The 15,625-nt window shown below is 67.5% G+C and carries 14 protein-coding genes and 1 pseudogene; 1 reads left to right on the top strand and 14 read right to left on the bottom strand.

What is annotated here, in order from left to right; translation table 11 throughout:
• The 7 genes and pseudogenes from ACXJKR_RS09015 to glpD all read right to left on the bottom strand — a co-directional run.
• Window positions 1-408 (bottom strand): annotated as a pseudogene (locus tag ACXJKR_RS09015) (carbohydrate ABC transporter substrate-binding protein); the annotation flags it as partial.
• A 253-nt stretch (window positions 409-661) separates the two neighbouring features.
• Entirely contained in the window at window positions 662-970 is a 309-nt protein-coding gene (locus ACXJKR_RS09010; RefSeq protein ID WP_457322535.1) for a DUF2160 domain-containing protein, read from the bottom strand.
• 30 nt (window positions 971-1,000) lie between these two features.
• On the bottom strand, window positions 1,001-1,813 hold the full coding sequence (locus ACXJKR_RS09005; protein ID WP_457322533.1) for a carbohydrate ABC transporter permease: 813 nt from the start codon (window positions 1,811-1,813) through the stop codon (window positions 1,001-1,003).
• Window positions 1,806-2,687: a carbohydrate ABC transporter permease gene (locus ACXJKR_RS09000; protein WP_457322531.1), complete on the bottom strand. Its 882-nt coding sequence runs from the start codon at window positions 2,685-2,687 to the stop codon at window positions 1,806-1,808. Before ACXJKR_RS09000 ends, ACXJKR_RS09005 begins: the two co-directional genes overlap by 8 nt.
• Entirely contained in the window at window positions 2,684-3,712 is a 1,029-nt protein-coding gene (locus ACXJKR_RS08995; protein ID WP_457322529.1) for an ABC transporter ATP-binding protein, read from the bottom strand. The genes ACXJKR_RS09000 and ACXJKR_RS08995 overlap by 4 nt, the downstream gene beginning before the upstream one ends.
• The gene (locus tag ACXJKR_RS08990; RefSeq protein WP_457322527.1) at window positions 3,712-4,782 is read right to left on the bottom strand and encodes an ABC transporter ATP-binding protein; all 1,071 of its coding nucleotides are present in this window, start codon (window positions 4,780-4,782) and stop codon (window positions 3,712-3,714) included. The genes ACXJKR_RS08995 and ACXJKR_RS08990 overlap by 1 nt, the downstream gene beginning before the upstream one ends.
• Window positions 4,773-6,395: a glycerol-3-phosphate dehydrogenase gene (gene glpD / locus ACXJKR_RS08985; RefSeq protein ID WP_457322525.1), complete on the bottom strand. Its 1,623-nt coding sequence runs from the start codon at window positions 6,393-6,395 to the stop codon at window positions 4,773-4,775. The genes ACXJKR_RS08990 and glpD overlap by 10 nt, the downstream gene beginning before the upstream one ends.
• A 187-nt stretch (window positions 6,396-6,582) precedes the next feature.
• Here glpD and ACXJKR_RS08980 point away from each other — a divergent pair, with 187 nt between their 5' ends.
• A complete protein-coding gene (locus tag ACXJKR_RS08980) occupies window positions 6,583-7,347 on the top strand; it encodes a DeoR/GlpR family DNA-binding transcription regulator (RefSeq protein WP_457322523.1) in 765 nt (254 codons plus the stop codon).
• A 110-nt stretch (window positions 7,348-7,457) separates the two neighbouring features.
• Here the strand turns inward: ACXJKR_RS08980 and ACXJKR_RS08975 are convergent, their stop codons facing one another.
• The 7 genes from ACXJKR_RS08975 to ACXJKR_RS08945 all read right to left on the bottom strand — a co-directional run.
• Window positions 7,458-8,861: a HipA domain-containing protein gene (locus ACXJKR_RS08975; protein ID WP_457322521.1), complete on the bottom strand. Its 1,404-nt coding sequence runs from the start codon at window positions 8,859-8,861 to the stop codon at window positions 7,458-7,460.
• Window positions 8,858-9,160: a helix-turn-helix domain-containing protein gene (locus ACXJKR_RS08970; RefSeq protein ID WP_457322519.1), complete on the bottom strand. Its 303-nt coding sequence runs from the start codon at window positions 9,158-9,160 to the stop codon at window positions 8,858-8,860. The genes ACXJKR_RS08975 and ACXJKR_RS08970 overlap by 4 nt, the downstream gene beginning before the upstream one ends.
• A gap of 280 nt (window positions 9,161-9,440) precedes the next feature.
• The gene (locus ACXJKR_RS08965) at window positions 9,441-10,580 is read right to left on the bottom strand and encodes an MFS transporter (protein WP_056205607.1); all 1,140 of its coding nucleotides are present in this window, start codon (window positions 10,578-10,580) and stop codon (window positions 9,441-9,443) included.
• Entirely contained in the window at window positions 10,577-11,038 is a 462-nt protein-coding gene (locus ACXJKR_RS08960; protein WP_457322517.1) for a thioredoxin family protein, read from the bottom strand. The genes ACXJKR_RS08965 and ACXJKR_RS08960 overlap by 4 nt, the downstream gene beginning before the upstream one ends.
• Before the next feature lie 69 nt (window positions 11,039-11,107).
• Window positions 11,108-12,070: an extracellular catalytic domain type 1 short-chain-length polyhydroxyalkanoate depolymerase gene (locus ACXJKR_RS08955; protein WP_457322515.1), complete on the bottom strand. Its 963-nt coding sequence runs from the start codon at window positions 12,068-12,070 to the stop codon at window positions 11,108-11,110.
• Between the two features lie 4 nt (window positions 12,071-12,074).
• Window positions 12,075-13,451 (bottom strand): efflux transporter outer membrane subunit, encoded by a 1,377-nt coding sequence (locus tag ACXJKR_RS08950; protein WP_457322513.1) that lies wholly within the window; start codon window positions 13,449-13,451, stop codon window positions 12,075-12,077.
• Window positions 13,448-15,625 (bottom strand): efflux RND transporter permease subunit (locus ACXJKR_RS08945; protein ID WP_457322511.1); only part of this gene is annotated, 2,178 nt, incomplete at its 5' end. The genes ACXJKR_RS08950 and ACXJKR_RS08945, both read right to left, overlap by 4 nt.

Genomic DNA, 15,625 nt, shown 5'->3' with positions numbered 1-15,625 from the left:
GTAGTGGGTGCCGATCAGGTCGGAGTCGGAGATCCAGCCGTCGTAGATTGACTTGCCCGACTGCATGGAGGTCTGCAGCTTCTCGACGACGTCGCCCTCCTGGATCAGGTCGTGCTTGACCTTGATGCCGGTGATCTCTTCAAAGGCCTTCGCGAGCGTCTTGGATTCGTACTCGTGCGTGGTGATGGTTTCGGACACCACCGAGATCTCCTTCACGCCTTTGGCCTGCAGCTTCTTGGCAGCGTCGATGAACCACTTCATCTCATCCGCCTGCTGCTGCTTGCTCAGCGTGGAGGGCTGGAACTCGCTGTCGATCCACTTCTTGGCTTCGGCCTCGCCGGCCCATGCGCCCTGACCCACAGCCAGAGCAGCAGCGGCAAAGGCCACGGCATTCAAGCGCAATTTCATGTCTGTCTCCTGAGATGGCTTCCCATTGCTTGCACTGGCACGCCGGTCGGGAAGAGATGGCCGGCCGCCTTCTTGAAAAAACTGCGTCGCTTCAGAGGGTGAGAGGGCATCCGGCGTGGCCGAGATGGCTTCCCAAAGCGCCCTGGTCTAGGCGCAAAGCACAGCCGTAGCTCGGGCTACGGCGAGCATTTGCAACGACGAGCAGGGTGGTTTGGGGAGTCAAAGCGGGCATGCTGGATGTCCTCTCACCCTCTTAGCCCTTGCGCATGATCAGCATGAGCAGCGCCATGGAGATGACGAAGCTGATCCAGATGGACGGCTCGTCCACGAGGCCGAACCACGTGACCATCTTCTCGCTCAAGGCCACGAAGGCCAGGTTGACCCAGGCCGCCGCCAGCAGGCCGATGAACAGGCGGTCCCCGCGGGTCGTCTCCAGCGGCAGCCAGCCGCGGCGGCTGGTGGTGGGCGACTTCAGCTCCCAGACCGTCATGCCGATCAGCATCAGCACGATGCTGCAGAAGAACACCGCCACCGGCAGCGTCCAGGCCATCCACTCGAACATGCTTGTCTCCTTTCGGTCGATCGCCGGGCGCTAGACGCGGCCCATCGCGAAACCCTTGGCGATGTAGTGCCGCACGAACCAGATGACGATCGCGCCGGGCACGATGGTCAGCACGCCGGCGGCGGCGAGCACGCCCCAGTCCATGCCGGAGGCACTGACCGTGCGCGTCATCGTCGCCACGATGGGCTTGGCGTTCACGCTGGTGAGCGTGCGCGCCATCAGCAGTTCCACCCAGCTGAACATGAAGCAGAAGAACGCCGCCACGCCCACGCCGGCCTTGATGAGCGGGACGAAGATGGTCAGGAAGAAGCGCGGGAAGGAGTAGCCGTCGATGTAGGCCGTCTCGTCGATCTCGCGCGGGATGCCGCTCATGAAGCCTTCCAGGATCCAGACCGCCAGCGGCACGTTGAACAGCAGGTGCGCGAGCGCCACGGCGATGTGCGTATCCATCATCCCCAGCGTGGTGTAGAGCTGGAAGAAGGGCAGCAGGAAGACGGCCGGCGGCGTCATCCGGTTGGTCAAAAGCCAGAAGAAGACGTGCTTGTCACCGAGGAAGCTGTAGCGGCTGAACGCGTAGGCCGCCGGCAGGGCCACCAGCAGCGAGATCACCGTGTTGATGGCCACGTAGATCAGCGAGTTGATGTAGCCGGAGTACCAGCTCTCGTCGGTGAAGATGGTCTTGTAGTGTTCCCAGGTGAAGTGCTGCGGCCAAAGGCTGAAGCTGGACAGGATCTCCGTGTTCGTCTTGAACGACATGTTGACCATCCAGTACACCGGCAGGATGGCAAACAGCAGATAGGCGACCAGGAAGATCGTGCGCTTCTTGAAACGCCGCTCATCCATGGGCCACCTCCTTCGGCTGGGTGCCCACGCGCTGCATCCAGTTGTAGAGGATGAAGCACAGCAGCAGGATGATGAGGAAGTAGATCAACGAGAAGGCCGCGGCAGGGCCGAGGTCGAACTGGCCCACGGCCTTCTGCGTCAGGTACTGCGACAGGAAGGTCGTCGCGTTGCCGGGGCCACCGCCGGTCAGCACGAAGGGCTCGGTGTAGATCATGAAGCTGTCCATGAAGCGCAGCAGCACGGCGATCATCAGCACGCCGCGCAGCTTGGGCAGCTGGATGAAGCGGAAGACGGACAGCTTGCTGGCGCCGTCGATGCTCGCGGCCTGGTAGTAGGCGTCGGGGATGGCGCGCAGGCCGGCGAAGCAAAGCAGGGCGACGAGGGGCGTCCAGTGCCACACGTCCATCACGAGCACCGTCAGCCAGGCGTCGGTCGCATGGCCGGTGTAGCTGTAGTCCACGCCCAGCCAGGCGAGCGCGGCGCCCATCAGGCCGATATCGGTGCGGCCGTAGATCTGCCAGATGGTGCCGACCACGTTCCACGGGATGAGCAGCGAGATGGCCACGAGCACCAGTACCGCGGAGGACTTCCACCCCTGAGCCGGCATCGAGAGCGCCAGGCAGATGCCCAGCGGAATCTCGACGAGCAGCACCGACAGCGAGAACCCCACCTGGCGTAGCAGTGCGCCTTGCAAGTCCTCGTCGCGCATCACCGCCTTGAACCACTCGGTGCCGACGAACACGCGGCGCTCGGGGGAGATGATGTCCTGCACCGAATAGTTCACGACCGTCATCAGCGGCAGGATGGCGGAGAACGCCACGCACAGGATGACCGGCAGGATCAGGAACCACGCCTTCTGATTGACCGGCTTCATGCCATCAACTCCTCGTCCTTGTAATAGCAGGTGTGGCTGCCCTTGACGCTGAACCACGCGGTCTCGCCAAGGGCGGCCGGCGTGAGGTCGGGGCTGAGGCGCGCGCGGATCACGCTGTCGCCTGCCTTGGCGGTGACGAGCCAGTAGGTGCCGACGTCCTGCCGCTGCGTGACGACGGCCTGCAATGCGCCGGCCGCGTGGGGCTCAGTCAGCGTCACGTACTCGGGCCTAACGCCGAGCTTCGTCGCACCGGCGGGTGCACCGGGGACGACATCTGCCGGCAGGAAGTTCATCCCCGGCGAGCCGATGAAATGCCCGACGAAGGTGTGCTGCGGGCGTTCGAAGAGCTGGCCGGCCGAGCCGATCTGCACCGCGCGGCCTCGCGTCATCACCACCACTTCTTCGGCGAAGGTCAGTGCTTCGACCTGGTCGTGGGTGACGTAGATCAGCGTCAGCTTGAGCTCCTTGTGGATCTGCTTGAGCTTGCGGCGCAGTTGCCACTTGAGATGCGGGTCGATCACCGTGAGCGGCTCGTCGAAGAGCACGGCGCTCACGTCCTCGCGCACCAGGCCGCGGCCGAGCGAGATCTTCTGCTTGGCATCGGCCGCCAGGCCGGCGGCGCGGGTGTCGAGCTGGCCGCTCAGCTCCAGCATCTCGGCGATGACGCCCACGCGCTGCTTGATCTTGTCGCGCGGCACGCCGCGGTTCTTCAGCGGGAAGGCCAGGTTCTCGGCCACCGTCATCGTGTCGTAAATGACGGGGAACTGGAACACCTGGGCGATGTTGCGCTGCTGGGGTGTCTGCCGCGTCACGTTGACGCCGTCGAACTGCACCGTGCCCTGCGACGGCGTGACGAGGCCGGAGATGATGTTGAGCAGCGTCGTCTTGCCGCAGCCCGAGGGGCCGAGCAGCGCATACGCGCCGCCATCGCGGAAGACCATCTTCAGCGGCAGCAGCGCGTAGTCTTCGTCCTGCTGGGGGTTGGGGCGGTAGGCGTGAGCCAGGTCGAGTTCGATGCGGGCCATCAGGTCAGCTCCTTGCTCGGCGCCACCAGCAGCTCGCCGCTGGCGTCGAACACGTACACCTGGCCAGGGCTCAGGTACAGYGTGAGGCTGGCGCCCAAATCGAAGAAGTGCACGCCGGTCAGTTGGGCAACCAGTTCTCCCACCGGGGTCTCCACGTGCACGAAGGTGTCGGAGCCCGAGATTTCCGCCAGCTCCACCGTGCCGGGAAGCGCCACGTCGCCCGGGCGGCTTTGCAGGTGCAGCGCGCTTGCGCGCACGCCGAGGGTCAGCGCGGCGCTGCGGGTGGCGGGCAGGGGAGTCGTGACCTGCACACCCGCCGGCAGGCTCACCCCCGACGGGGTGGCGTTGCCGGCGATGAGATTCATCGGCGGGTCGCTGAAGGCGCGCGCGACGCGGATCGACCGCGGCCGGTGGAACACCTCGGCCGTGGGGCCGTACTGGAGCACTTCGCCGGCGTCCATCACGGCGGTGTAGCCGCCGAGCAGCAAGGCCTCGGTGGGCTCGGTGGTGGCGTAGACCACGGTGGAGTCGCCCGCGGCGAAGAGCTGCGTGAGCTCGTCGCGCAGTTCCTCGCGCAGCTTGTAGTCCAGGTTCACCAGGGGCTCATCGAGCAGCATCAAGGGCGCGGCCTTGGCAAGGGCGCGGGCCAGCGCCACACGCTGTTGCTGGCCACCCGAAAGCTCCGCGGGCAGGCGCGAGAGAAAGGGCTCGATGTGCAACTTGGCGGCCAGCTCCTGCACGCGGCCGGCGATGTTCTTCTCGCGGCGCAGCTTGAGCGGCGAGGCGATGTTGTCGTACACGGTCATCGACGGGTAGTTGATGAACTGCTGGTACACCATGGCGACGTTGCGCTCGCGCACCGGCATGCCGGTCACGTCCTGGCGGTCCACGTGGACCTGGCCGTGCGTGGGCTTGTCCAGCCCCGCCATCAAGCGCATCAGGGTCGTCTTGCCCGCTTGGGTGGCGCCCAGCAGCACCGTGACGGCGCCCGGCGCGAGCTTCAGGTCCAGTGGGTAGAGATGGGTCTCGGGGCCCACCACCTTGCCGACCCGCTCCAGCGTCAACTCCATGTCGTCGTCCTCACGCTGTCTCCAATGCTTGTCGTTGTCGTTTCACCCGGCCAGCGCGTCGCCCACCAGCGGGCGACGTCCCGGCGCTGTGCTTCGCTCATGTGCAGCCCGAGCTTGGTGCGGCGCCACAGCACGTCGTCGGGCGTGCGTGCCCATTCGTGGTCGTGCAGGTAGACGAGCTCGCCCTCGTGCAGGCCCGGTGCGATCTCTTCACCCAGGCCTTCGGCCCCAAGAACCCTGTCGATGCGAGCGCCATAGCAACGCGCCAGCCGATGGCGCAGTTTGACCGGCAGCGCCGGGTGCCGCTCCCCTAGCTTCTGTTCGAAACGGGCGAAGTCGACGTCGGGCCGGGTGGCCGGGCCGATCCAGGCGCTCAGGTCGCCACCGGGCAGCCAGGTGCCTGCGGTCCACGCGGCCGTCTTCAAGCCCAGGCCTTTGCAAAGCCCGTCCGCCGCGTCTTCGGCCAGCTTGCGGAAGGTCGTGATCTTGCCGCCCCACACGGTCAGCAAGGGCGGGCCGTCGGTGTCCAGCTCGAGCAGGTAGTCACGGGTCACGGCCGAGGGATCTTCGGCGTCGTCCTCGATCAGCGGACGCACGCCGGAGTAGCTCCACACCACGTCGCCCGGCGCCACCGGCTTGACCATGTAGCGGCTCGCCTGCTCGCAGAGGTAGCGGATCTCGTCGTCGTCGATCTTCGCGTCGCCGGCCGGGCCCTTGTGCTCGACGTCGGTGGTGCCGATGAGCGTGTAGTCGCCCTCGTAGGGAATGATGAAGATGACGCGCTTGTCGGCGCCTTGCAGCGCGTAGGCGTGGTCGTGGTCGAACAGCTTGGGCACGACGATGTGGCTGCCCTTGACCAGCCGCAGCGGCTTGATCTTCGATGCCTGCGCGTGGGCGTGCTCCTTCAGGAACTGCGCCGCCCACGGCCCCGCGGCGTTGACCAGGGCGCGGGCGCGCACGAGGCGGACGGTGCCCGCGCCGTCTTTGAGGGTGACCTGCCAATGGGTGCTGTCGCGCTGGGCGTCGATACAGCGCCAACCGGTCAACACCTGGGCACCCCGCTCGGCGGCATCCAGCGCGTTGAGCACCACGAGCCGGGCATCGTCGGTCCAACCGTCGGAGTACAGGAAGGCACGGGAATAGCGCGGGTTCAACGGGGCGCCCAATGCGTGCCCGCGCAGGCTGATGGTGCGTGAGCCGGGCAGGAACTCGCGTCGCGCGAGGTGGTCGTAGAGGAACAGGCCGATGCGCATCATCCACACCGGGCGCATGCTCGGGTCGTGGGGCACCACCAGCCGCAGCGGACGCATGATGTGCGGGGCGCTGCGCAGCAGCACCTCACGCTCGGCCAGCGCCTTGCGCACCAGCAGGAAGTCGTAGTACTCCAGGTACCGGATGCCGCCGTGGATCATCTTGGTGGATGCCGACGACGTATGGGCGGCCAGGTCGTTCTTCTCGCAAAGCACCACCGACAGGCCGCGCCCGGCCAGGTCACGCGCGATGCCGGCACCATTGATGCCACCGCCCACGATGAGCACGTCGCAAGCTTGCGCTGCACTCGGGTGGACGGGAGATGCGGCCGGTTGAGTCACGCCCGTCGGGGAGTCGTTCAAGCTGTCTCCGATCTTCGTGAGTGGTCGCCGCGCAGTCGCGCCATGGATGTTCGATTTTGTTCGTATGCGTTCGAAGTTTTTCTTTTTAAGCCACAAGCGAACGCTGCGCAAGAGCAAATCCACCCCTATGGAACATCTCGGCGCGCCTTTACGCTGAACCTCCAAACTTGAACCCAGCCTTGCGCGCATGATCCCCAACCCTCGACAAGCCCTGCTGATCCAGGAGGTGCGCAATCGCGGCGCGGTCTCGGTGGAGGCCTTGGCGGAACAGTTCGGCGTGACGCTGCAAACGGTGCGTCGCGACGTGAAGCAGCTCGCCGCTTCGGGCCTGCTCGCGCGCTTTCACGGCGGCGTGCGCATGCCCACCTCGACGACCGAGAACATCGCGTACCGGCAGCGCCAGCAGCTCAACGAGCACAGCAAGCAGCGCATCGCGCGCGCCATCGCGGCGGTCGTGCCGCAAGACTGCTCGCTGATCATCAACATCGGCACGACAGCCGAGGCGGTTGCGCGCGAGCTGATGAACCACAAGGGCCTGCGGGTCATCACCAACAACCTCAATKTCGCCGCCATCCTGAGCGACAACCCCGCCTGCGAGGTCATCGTGGCGGGTGGCGTGGTGCGGTCCCGCGACCGGGGCATCGTCGGCGAAGCGACGGTGGACTTCATCAGCCAATTCAAGGTGGACATCGGGTTGATCGGCATTTCCGGCATCGAGGACGACGGCACCTTGCGCGACTTCGACTACCGCGAGGTCAAGGTGGCGCGGGCGATCATCGAGCACTCGCGGCAGGTGTGGCTGGCGGCTGATCATTCAAAGTTCAACCGGCCGGCCATGGTCAAGCTGGCCAGGCTCGACGAGGTCGACATGCTGTTCACCGACCAGGTGCCGCCAGCGCCGTTTCCAGCCCTGCTAGCGGAAGCGGGGGTGCAGTGCGAGGTGGCGCCTTGAGATGGAGCTCAAAGGCAAACCAAATAGGCACGCAGGCACAGAGGCAAGGCATGAAGGCTGCTTCTCGGTGCCTCTGTGCCCCTGTGGTCAGCGCCGCGAACTCCAAGGCGTCACAGAAACTCAGGCTTCATCTTGGACGCCTCGTCAGCGAGCTTGGTCAACCGGGTAGCCTGTCCCACGACGAAATCACGGAGTTGGCCTGCAAAGGCGCGCTCACTGTCGTCGATGTAGTCGTCCGCCAAGGCCTGTGCCAGCGCGTGTTCCACCACCAGTTTGGCCAGCCGTGCGGCCTCGCGTTTCAGTAGCTTCCTGTCGACCCCGCATCGCTGCGCAAAGTCGGCCAGCTGAAACGCTCCTACCTCTTCCAGCGAGAAGGCATCGCCCCAGGCCATGGCCAACTGGTGGTCGATGCCTGCGTACTGAACCACACTGACCAGGTCATACCAGGGCGCCGGGTCCAGTCCCTCGCGTCGCACGAAGAACGAGAAGTTCTTACCGTGCGCGTCGCAGTTGCCGATCAGGAATTGGAACAAGGCCCACCTCAGCAGGGTCATGCGTGCCACGGCCTTGTTGACGGTCTGCTCCACGCGTTCGAACAGCATTTCGAAACTCACGCCCTCCCGGATGTTGCGGACGTGCTCGCCGCTCCCCAGGTTCCGCTCGTACTTGAAGCTCTCGGGCAGGTCCGAGGCCTGGCAGGCGTCGATGATGTGCAGGCGCCGCACGGTGGGCTCGTTGGCGCCATGCGCGGCACCGTCTCCGGCGCCTTGCACGACAACCCGGTCGAAGCGGCGGACGACGAGTACCGGCCGTGGTGTCCGATAGATGCCGACCTCCGCGACGGGCAGCTTCATGCGCCGCGCCAATGACATGCAGAAGTGTTCGTTGACGACCAGATGCGGCGTCACCGCACGCGCGGGGTCGGGCTTGAGGATGTGAGTCGATGCCAACGGCGGCTCGACCAGGAACAGACGTCCTGCGTCGCTCAGCGGGCGGTCCAGGTAGACCATCAACTTGTCCTGCACGCCCGCGATGGACATGCGGACCTTGCCATCCCAGACGGCCAGCGGAATCTGGTCGCGCTCGGCAATTCGTTGGTCCAGTTCTTCGCGGGTCACCTCACGCGGCGGTTTGGCGGCGGCGGCCGGCGGCACGTCATCCGAGCGCCAGAATCGGAACGCCCCGGTGGTCTCGGTCCCAAGTGCGCTGATGAGGGCGTAGATGTTCGACTTGGAGACGCGGTAAGTCGTGGCCGCGATGTCGAGCGCGCGGCCTTCGGGCAACAGGTTCTCCACGAAGCGCTTCACGGCACCGACGGCATAGCCGTCGGCCGGGGGTTGGAAGGGCAGCGCAGGCGACAGGGGAAACGCTCCCGGCGCCGCGACCCAGTTCGCGTCGTAGTCCAGCGACCACCGGTCGTTCAGGGCCCCATAGCCCAGCGTCGCGACCTTCTGGCCGTCGGCCCAGAGGTTGAGCGCATGCGGGGCAACAGGGGCGTCGGCGGCCGAGTTCATGGCTGCTCGGGAGGCTCGACTCCGGGACGCGAGACGGACTGCATCGTTGGGTGGTCCTTGGGGCCGAGCACGAGGGCGAGCCCCAGGCTGTCCAACACCGCCAGCAGCTTGTCCAGTCGCACGGAGCCCTTGCCGTTCTCGAGGCGGGAGAGCAGGTCGACGGAGACGCCGCTCAAAGAGGCCGCATCGTCGATGCGCAGCGACTGTGCGCGGCGACGGGCTCGGATGGCCGGGCCGAGGGCGCCGGCATCCACGACGCGCAGGAGTTCGGGTGGCGGGGCGCTAGGGTTGGAAGTCATTTCGGAATTCCCGTGATGAGGCGCTCCGGACGATGCCGGAAGGACAAATTTCTTGAATTCCGAAATCATGCCACAGCTGTGGCTTTACAACTTCAAATTCATTAAATTCCGAAACTGTCTCGCTATCTTCGGTCCTGCCAGCTTGATGCCTTAAATTCCGAAACGAGTTTGCCCGCCATGCGACAGCACAAGGGCGAGCTCACCGCGCGCATCAAGTGGCCCAAGCCGGCCGGTCGTGGGTAGATGACCCCGCCCCGGTTTCGTCCTGCTGCGCCCGGCGTCAGGCCCCGCGCATTGCCCGCTTCGCCGACAGCGCCATGAAGACGGCGAACACGACGACGACGACCAGGCCGGCGGTCAGCGACGAATGCTCGGCGATCAACCCGATCAGCGGCGGGCCGGCCATCATGCCGAGGTAGCCGACGCCAGACACCGCCGCGATGCCGTGGGCTGAAGACACGCCGGGCACTTGCGACGCCGCGCTGAAGATCACCGGTACGACGTTGGACAGGCCCAGCCCCACCAGCGCGAAACCGATCAGCGCCACGACGGGCGAGGGCAGGGCCAACGCCAGCGCCATGCCGGCGGCGCCGAGTACGCCGCTGGCCCGCATCAGCTTCGTGCCCGACATGCGCGCTCGCACCCAGTCGCCGCCGAACCGGCCCACAGCCATCGCGCCGCTGAAGCTGGCGTAGGCGAGGGCCGCGGTGCTGGGCTCGCTGCCGCGCTCCTGCTTCATGAAGAGCACGCTCCAGTCGTACATCGCGCCCTCGGCGATCAAGCCCATGGACGCCAGCACGCCCAGCAGCAGCAGCGGGCCACGCGGAATGCTCAGCGGTCGCTTTTCGTCGGCCGCACCGGGCTCGACGGGCAGCATCGCGCGGCTGGCCACCAGCGCGCAGACGGCACCCAGGCCGGTGGCCACGAAGAGATGGCCCTGCGGCGTGAGGCCCAGCGCCGGCGCGACGCTGCCCAGGCCCGCGCCTGCCATGCCGCCGAGGCTGAACATGCCGTGGAAGCCGCTCATCAGCGGCCGCTTGGACAGGCGCTCGATCTCGGTCGCCTCGACGTTGACCGACACATCGAGCAGACTGCCCGTGATGCCGAAGCCGAGCATGACGACCAGCAGCGCCGCATAGGACGAGAACGCCAGCAGGCAGGCGACGCTGGCGCAACACAGCACGCCCATGGTGGCGGCCACGGCGCTGGGGCCGAAGCGGCCGACGATGCGGCCCGCCTGGGCCAGGGCCAGCAGCGCGCCGACGCCGCCGGCCAGCATGGCCAGTGCCAGGGTTTGCTCGCCCAGCCCGTAATGGGCCTTGACGGTGGGCACATGCACGCCCCACGTGGCGAACATCACGCCCAGCACGAAGAACTGCGTGCGCAGGGCCCACGAGGCGCCGGTCAGGGAGACCGTCACTTGGCCGAGGCAGTCACGCGGGTGAAGAAGTCGTAGACGCCCTGGTCGCCCATCTTGCGGGCGTCGGCCAGCTCGCCGCCTTCGGTGGCGTAGATCAGCTTGCCCTGAGGCGACAGCACGGCGACGGCGGGGATGCCCTTCTTCAGCGGCACGCGATAGCCCTCGGCAATGTCGACATTGCGGTCGAAGCGGCCGACGTCGACCTTGACGACCTTGAAGTTCTTGGCGATCAGCGGCGCGCTCGGGCCGTGCTTGAAGCTGTTGTCCAGCATGCGGCAGTCGCCGCACCAGTTGGCGCCGAAGACGACCAGCACGGGCAGCTTGGCCTTCTCGGCTTCCGCCAAGGTGGCGCGGATCGCAGCCTTGGCGTCGACGCCTTCGTCGTAGATGGCCGGCGGGCCGCCGGCGGTGGCGCAAAGGCTGGTGGCAAGGAGGAGGGCGGCAGTCAGGAAACGCATGGCGGCGAGGGCGGCATTGGTTGTGCGGCGCAGTATGGGTCAGAAAATTGGAAGCGATTCCAGCAGGGTCTAGCGTGAGGCCTGCTCGAAGAAGCGCCAGATCACGTCGTTGGCGTCCAGCGCCTGTGAGGCCGCCTCCTTGCCGCGGCGCACGCTTTGCGCGCCGGGCCAGGAATGGCCGCCGGTCTCGGTGACGCAGAGCTGCACGCTGACGCCGCCGCTGCAGCCGCTGTAGGTCTCGCAGGTGGCGCCGGGCTTGTCGAGCACGCGCTGGGGCGGCACCGCGCAGTGGTCGCGCTGCACCCAGCGCGAGATCGTCTCGGGCACGGAGATGAAGCTCATGACCTTGCTCTCGTCGCGGAAGGCGCCTTGGCCGGCGCCGCCGTTGAAGAGCACATGGTCATCATCCTTGGCGTGGATGTGCAGCACGGCGATGGGCTTGCTCGGCGCGCAGCTGGCGGTGGCATCGGTGCCGGCGACCGAAGCGACGGCGCGGAACACATCGGCGGCCTCGCAGGCCAGGCGGTGGCTGAGCATGCCGCCGTTGGACATGCCGGTGGCGAAGACGCGGCTGGCGTCGATGCTGTATTTTTCCTTGATCGCCATGACGGTGGCGCGGACGAAGGCGACGTCGTCCACATTGCGGTCGCGCGCGTCGCCGCAGCAGCCGCCGGCGTTCCAGGTGGCGAACTTCCCACCCGGCAGCTTGCTGTAGCCATTGGGGAAGGCGACGACGAAGCCGGCCTGGTCGGCCTTCTTCTGCAAGCCGTATTTCTCGTCGTCGGCCATGTACCCGGCATGGCCGCCGCCGCCGTGGAAGGCCAGCACCAGCGGCGCGGGGCGGCTGGCGTCATAACCCGTCGGCAGATGGACCAGCACCTTGCGGCCCTGCACCTGCAGCTCCTGCAGGCCGCCGCCCTTGTCGGCGCGGCGCTCCTCAATGCGGGCCTTGATGCGTTCTCGCAGCGTCCCTTGGGCCTGCGCCGTTGGCAGCAGCGCCAGCAGGACAAGGGCAAGCGCCAGCCCGCGCATGGGGTCAGCCTCCGCCGCCCAAGGCACGGTACAGCGCCACCAGGTTCTGCGCGCGCTGGCTTTGCACCTGCACCAGGGTCTGCTGGGCCGCGAACAGCGAGCGCTGTGCGTCCAACCGGTCCAGGGCGCTGGAGACACCGGCCGTGTAGCGCTGCTCGGCCGCGTTCAGGCGGCGAGTCTCGGCTTCCACCTGGGCAGCCAGTGCGGCGCGCTGTTCGGCCAGCGTGGCGCGGCCCGCGAGGCTGTCGGCGACCTCGCGGAAGGCGGTCTGGATGGCCTTCTCGTACTGGGCCAGCGCAATGTCCCGCGACGCACGTGCTCCGGCCAGGTTGGCGCGGTTGCGGCCGGCGTCGAAGAGGGGCTGGATCAGCTGCGGCGCAAAGCTCCAGGCCGAGTTCTTGAACAGGTCGGACAGATGGCCGCTGGCCGTGCCGACGCTGCCGGTCAGCGTGATGCGCGGCCAGAAGGCGGCGCGGGCGGCATCGATGTTGGCGTCCGTTGCGCCGAGCTGGAACTCGGCCTGGCGGATGTCGGGCCGGCGTGTCAGCACCTCGCTGGGCACCCCGGCGGGCAACTCGGCCAGGGGCTCGAAGTCCGCCAGGTCGCCGGTGGGCGCGGGCAGGTCGGCCGGCAGCGGGCCGCCGATCAGCAGGGCCAGCGCGTTCTCGTCCAGCGCGCGCTGGCGCTGAGCCTGGGCCAGCACGGCGCGGGCTGCCTGCCAGGAGGACTCGGCCGAGCGCAGGTCCAGCTCGCCTGACACGCCGCCTTCGAAGCGCTGGCGGGTCAGCGACAGCGACTGCTCGCGTGTGGCGAGGGCGTCGCGCGTGATCTTGAGCAGGGCCTCGTCGGCCTGCAGCGCGATCTCGGCATTGGCGACGCTCGCCACCAGCGCCGTGCGCACCGCCTGCTGGTTGGACTGTGCCGCCAGCACCTGCGCGGCGGCCGCGGCGCTCAGGCCACGCAGGCGGCCGAACAGGTCCAGCTCATAGGCCGAGACCTGCAGGCCGGCCTGGTAGACGCTGTTGATGCCGCCAGCCGCCGTCGGCGTGCGCGAGCCGCTGATGCCGGCGTTGACGGTGGGCCAGAGGTCGGCATCGCGCGCCGAAGCGGTGGCGCGGGCGCTCTCGATGTTGAGCACCGCGACGCGCAGGTCGCGGTTGTTGGCCAGGGCCAGCGGGATCAGCTTTTGCAGCCGCGCGCCCTTGAAGGCCTGGGCCCAGGGCAACTCGGTGGCGGCCGTCGCGCCAGGGCCACCGGCTTGCGGAAAGGCTTGCGGCACGGCTGCGGCCGCGGCTTCCGAGGCAACCGGGCGCTTGGGCTCGGGGCCGGCGCAGGCGGCCAGCAGCGCCGCGAGGGCGATCAGCGAGAGAGACGTTTTCATGCCTGGCCTCCCGTGTCATCTTCCGCCTCGTGGGCATCGCGCTTGCGCTGCCGCTCGCTGCCCGGGAAGAAACGGCGCACGACGACGAAGAACACCGGCACGAAGAACACGGCCAGCGCCGTGGCGGTCAACATGCCGCCCAGCACGCCCGTGCCGATGGCACGCTGGCTGGCCGAGCCCGCGCCGCTGGCGAGCACCAGCGGCAGCACGCCCAGCATGAAGGCCAGCGAGGTCATGATGATGGGGCGAAAGCGCAGGTGGGCGGCTTCGCGCACCGCGTCGAACACGCTCTTGCCGTGGGCCTGCAGGTCCTTGGCGAACTCGATGATCAGCACCGCGTTCTTGGCCGACAGGCCGATGATGGTGATCATGCCGACCTTGAAATAGACGTCGTTCTCCAACCCGCGGAAGGTGGCGCCCAGCACCACGCCGAGCACGCCCAGCGGCACCACGAGGACGACGGCGAGCGGGATGCTCCAGCTCTCGTACAGCGCGGCCAGGCACAGGAACACGGCCAGCAGCGAGAAGCCGAACAGGATGAAGGCGGTGGAGCCCGAGAGCTTTTCCTCACGCGACTGGCCGGTCCACTCGTAGCCGAAGCCGTCGGGCAGGGTGGCCGCGATCTTCYCCATCTCGGCGATGGCCACGCCGGTGGACACGCCCTTGGCCGGCTCGCCCAGGATGCGCATGGCCGAGTAGCCGTTGTAGCGCACGGTCTGCATGGCGCCGGTGACCCACTTGCTGGTCGAGAAGGCGCTCAGAGGCACCGGCTGGCCGGCGCTGTTGAGCACGTTGAGCCGGGCGAGGTCCTCGGGCTGCATGCGCGCGGGCGCATCGGCCTGCACGATGACGCGCTGCAGGCGGCCGGTGTTGGGGAAGTCGTTCACGTAGGTGGACCCCAGCGACGTGCCCAGCACCGCGTTGACGGCGCCGATGTTCACGCCCAGCGCCTGCGCACGCTCGCGGTCGATGCTGAGCTCCAGCTGCRCGGCGTCCTCCAGGCCGTCGGGGCGCACGGCGTTCAGCAGCGGGTTCTTGGCCGCGGCGCCCAGCAGTTGGTTGCGCGCGGCCAGCAGCTCGGCGCGCGTGTGGCCGCTGCGGTCCTGCAGGCGGAAGGCGAAGCCGTTGGCGCGGCCCAGATCGCGGATGGGCGGCGGGCTGGTCGGGAAGATGATGGCGTCGCGCACCTTGCTCAGCGCCCCGAAGGCGCGGGCGGCCAGGCCTTGCGCGGAGTGCTCGGGGCCRTGGCGCTCGTCCCAGGGCTTGAGCGTGACGAAGGCCAGGCCTGCGTTCTGCCCCGCGCCCGAGAAGCTGAAGCCGACGACGCCGACCATGCTCTCCACCTCGGGCTGCTTGAGCATGTAGTCCTCGACCTGCTTCACGACATTCAGCGTGCGGGCTTGGGTGGCGCCCGGCGGCAGCTGGATGTTGACGAGGATGTTGCCCTGGTCTTCATTGGGCACGAAGGAGGTGGGCAGCTTCTGGAACACCAGCACGGCCGCCGCGATGACGGCCGCGTAGACCACGGCCATGCGCGCGCCGCGGTAGATGAACTTGGACACCCAGCCCTCGTAGCCCTTGGCCGTGCGCGAGAAGCCGCGGTTGAACCAGCCGAAGAAGCCGCGCTTCTCCAGGTGGTGGCCGGCCTCCACGGGCTTGAGCAGCGTGGCGCAAAGCGCCGGCGTCAGCGACAGCGCCAGGAAGGCCGAGAAGGCGATGGAGCTGACCATCACCGCCGAGAACTGGCGGTAGATGTTGCCGATGGAGCCCGAGAAGAAGGCCAGCGGCACGAACACCGAGATCAGCACCACCGTCACGCCGACGATGGCGCCGGAGATCTGCCCCATGGCTTTGCGCGTGGCCTTGAGGGGCGACAGCCCCTCCTCGCTCATGACGCGCTCGACGTTCTCCACCACGACGATGGCGTCGTCCACCACGATGCCGATGACCAGCACCATGCCGAACATCGTCAGCACGTTGATGGAGAAGCCCAGGGCCAGCAGCGTGGCGAAGCTGCCCAGCAGCGCGATGGGCACGACCAGCGTGGGGATGATGGTGTAGCGGATGTTCTGCAGGAACAGGAACATCACGAGGAACACCAGCGCGACGGCCTCCACCAGCGTCTCGACGACCTGCGAGATGGAGATGTCGATGAACAGCGAGCTGTCGTAGGG

The sequence above is a fragment of the Roseateles sp. P5_E11 genome, from assembly GCF_054049355.1.
This window is presented reverse-complemented; position numbering and strand designations above follow the sequence as displayed.

Coding starts and splice junctions, on each gene's coding strand:
- ACXJKR_RS08950 (WP_457322513.1), bottom strand. CDS start 13,451: ATGAAAACGTCTCTCTCGCTGATCGCCCTCGCGGCGCTGCTGGCCGCC.
- ACXJKR_RS08955 (WP_457322515.1), bottom strand. CDS start 12,070: ATGCGCGGGCTGGCGCTTGCCCTTGTCCTGCTGGCGCTGCTGCCAACG.
- ACXJKR_RS08970 (WP_457322519.1), bottom strand. CDS start 9,160: ATGACTTCCAACCCTAGCGCCCCGCCACCCGAACTCCTGCGCGTCGTG.
- ACXJKR_RS08975 (WP_457322521.1), bottom strand. CDS start 8,861: ATGAACTCGGCCGCCGACGCCCCTGTTGCCCCGCATGCGCTCAACCTC.
- ACXJKR_RS09005 (WP_457322533.1), bottom strand. CDS start 1,813: ATGGATGAGCGGCGTTTCAAGAAGCGCACGATCTTCCTGGTCGCCTAT.
- ACXJKR_RS08995 (WP_457322529.1), bottom strand. CDS start 3,712: ATGGCCCGCATCGAACTCGACCTGGCTCACGCCTACCGCCCCAACCCC.
- ACXJKR_RS08960 (WP_457322517.1), bottom strand. CDS start 11,038: ATGCGTTTCCTGACTGCCGCCCTCCTCCTTGCCACCAGCCTTTGCGCC.
- ACXJKR_RS09010 (WP_457322535.1), bottom strand. CDS start 970: ATGTTCGAGTGGATGGCCTGGACGCTGCCGGTGGCGGTGTTCTTCTGC.
- ACXJKR_RS09000 (WP_457322531.1), bottom strand. CDS start 2,687: ATGAAGCCGGTCAATCAGAAGGCGTGGTTCCTGATCCTGCCGGTCATC.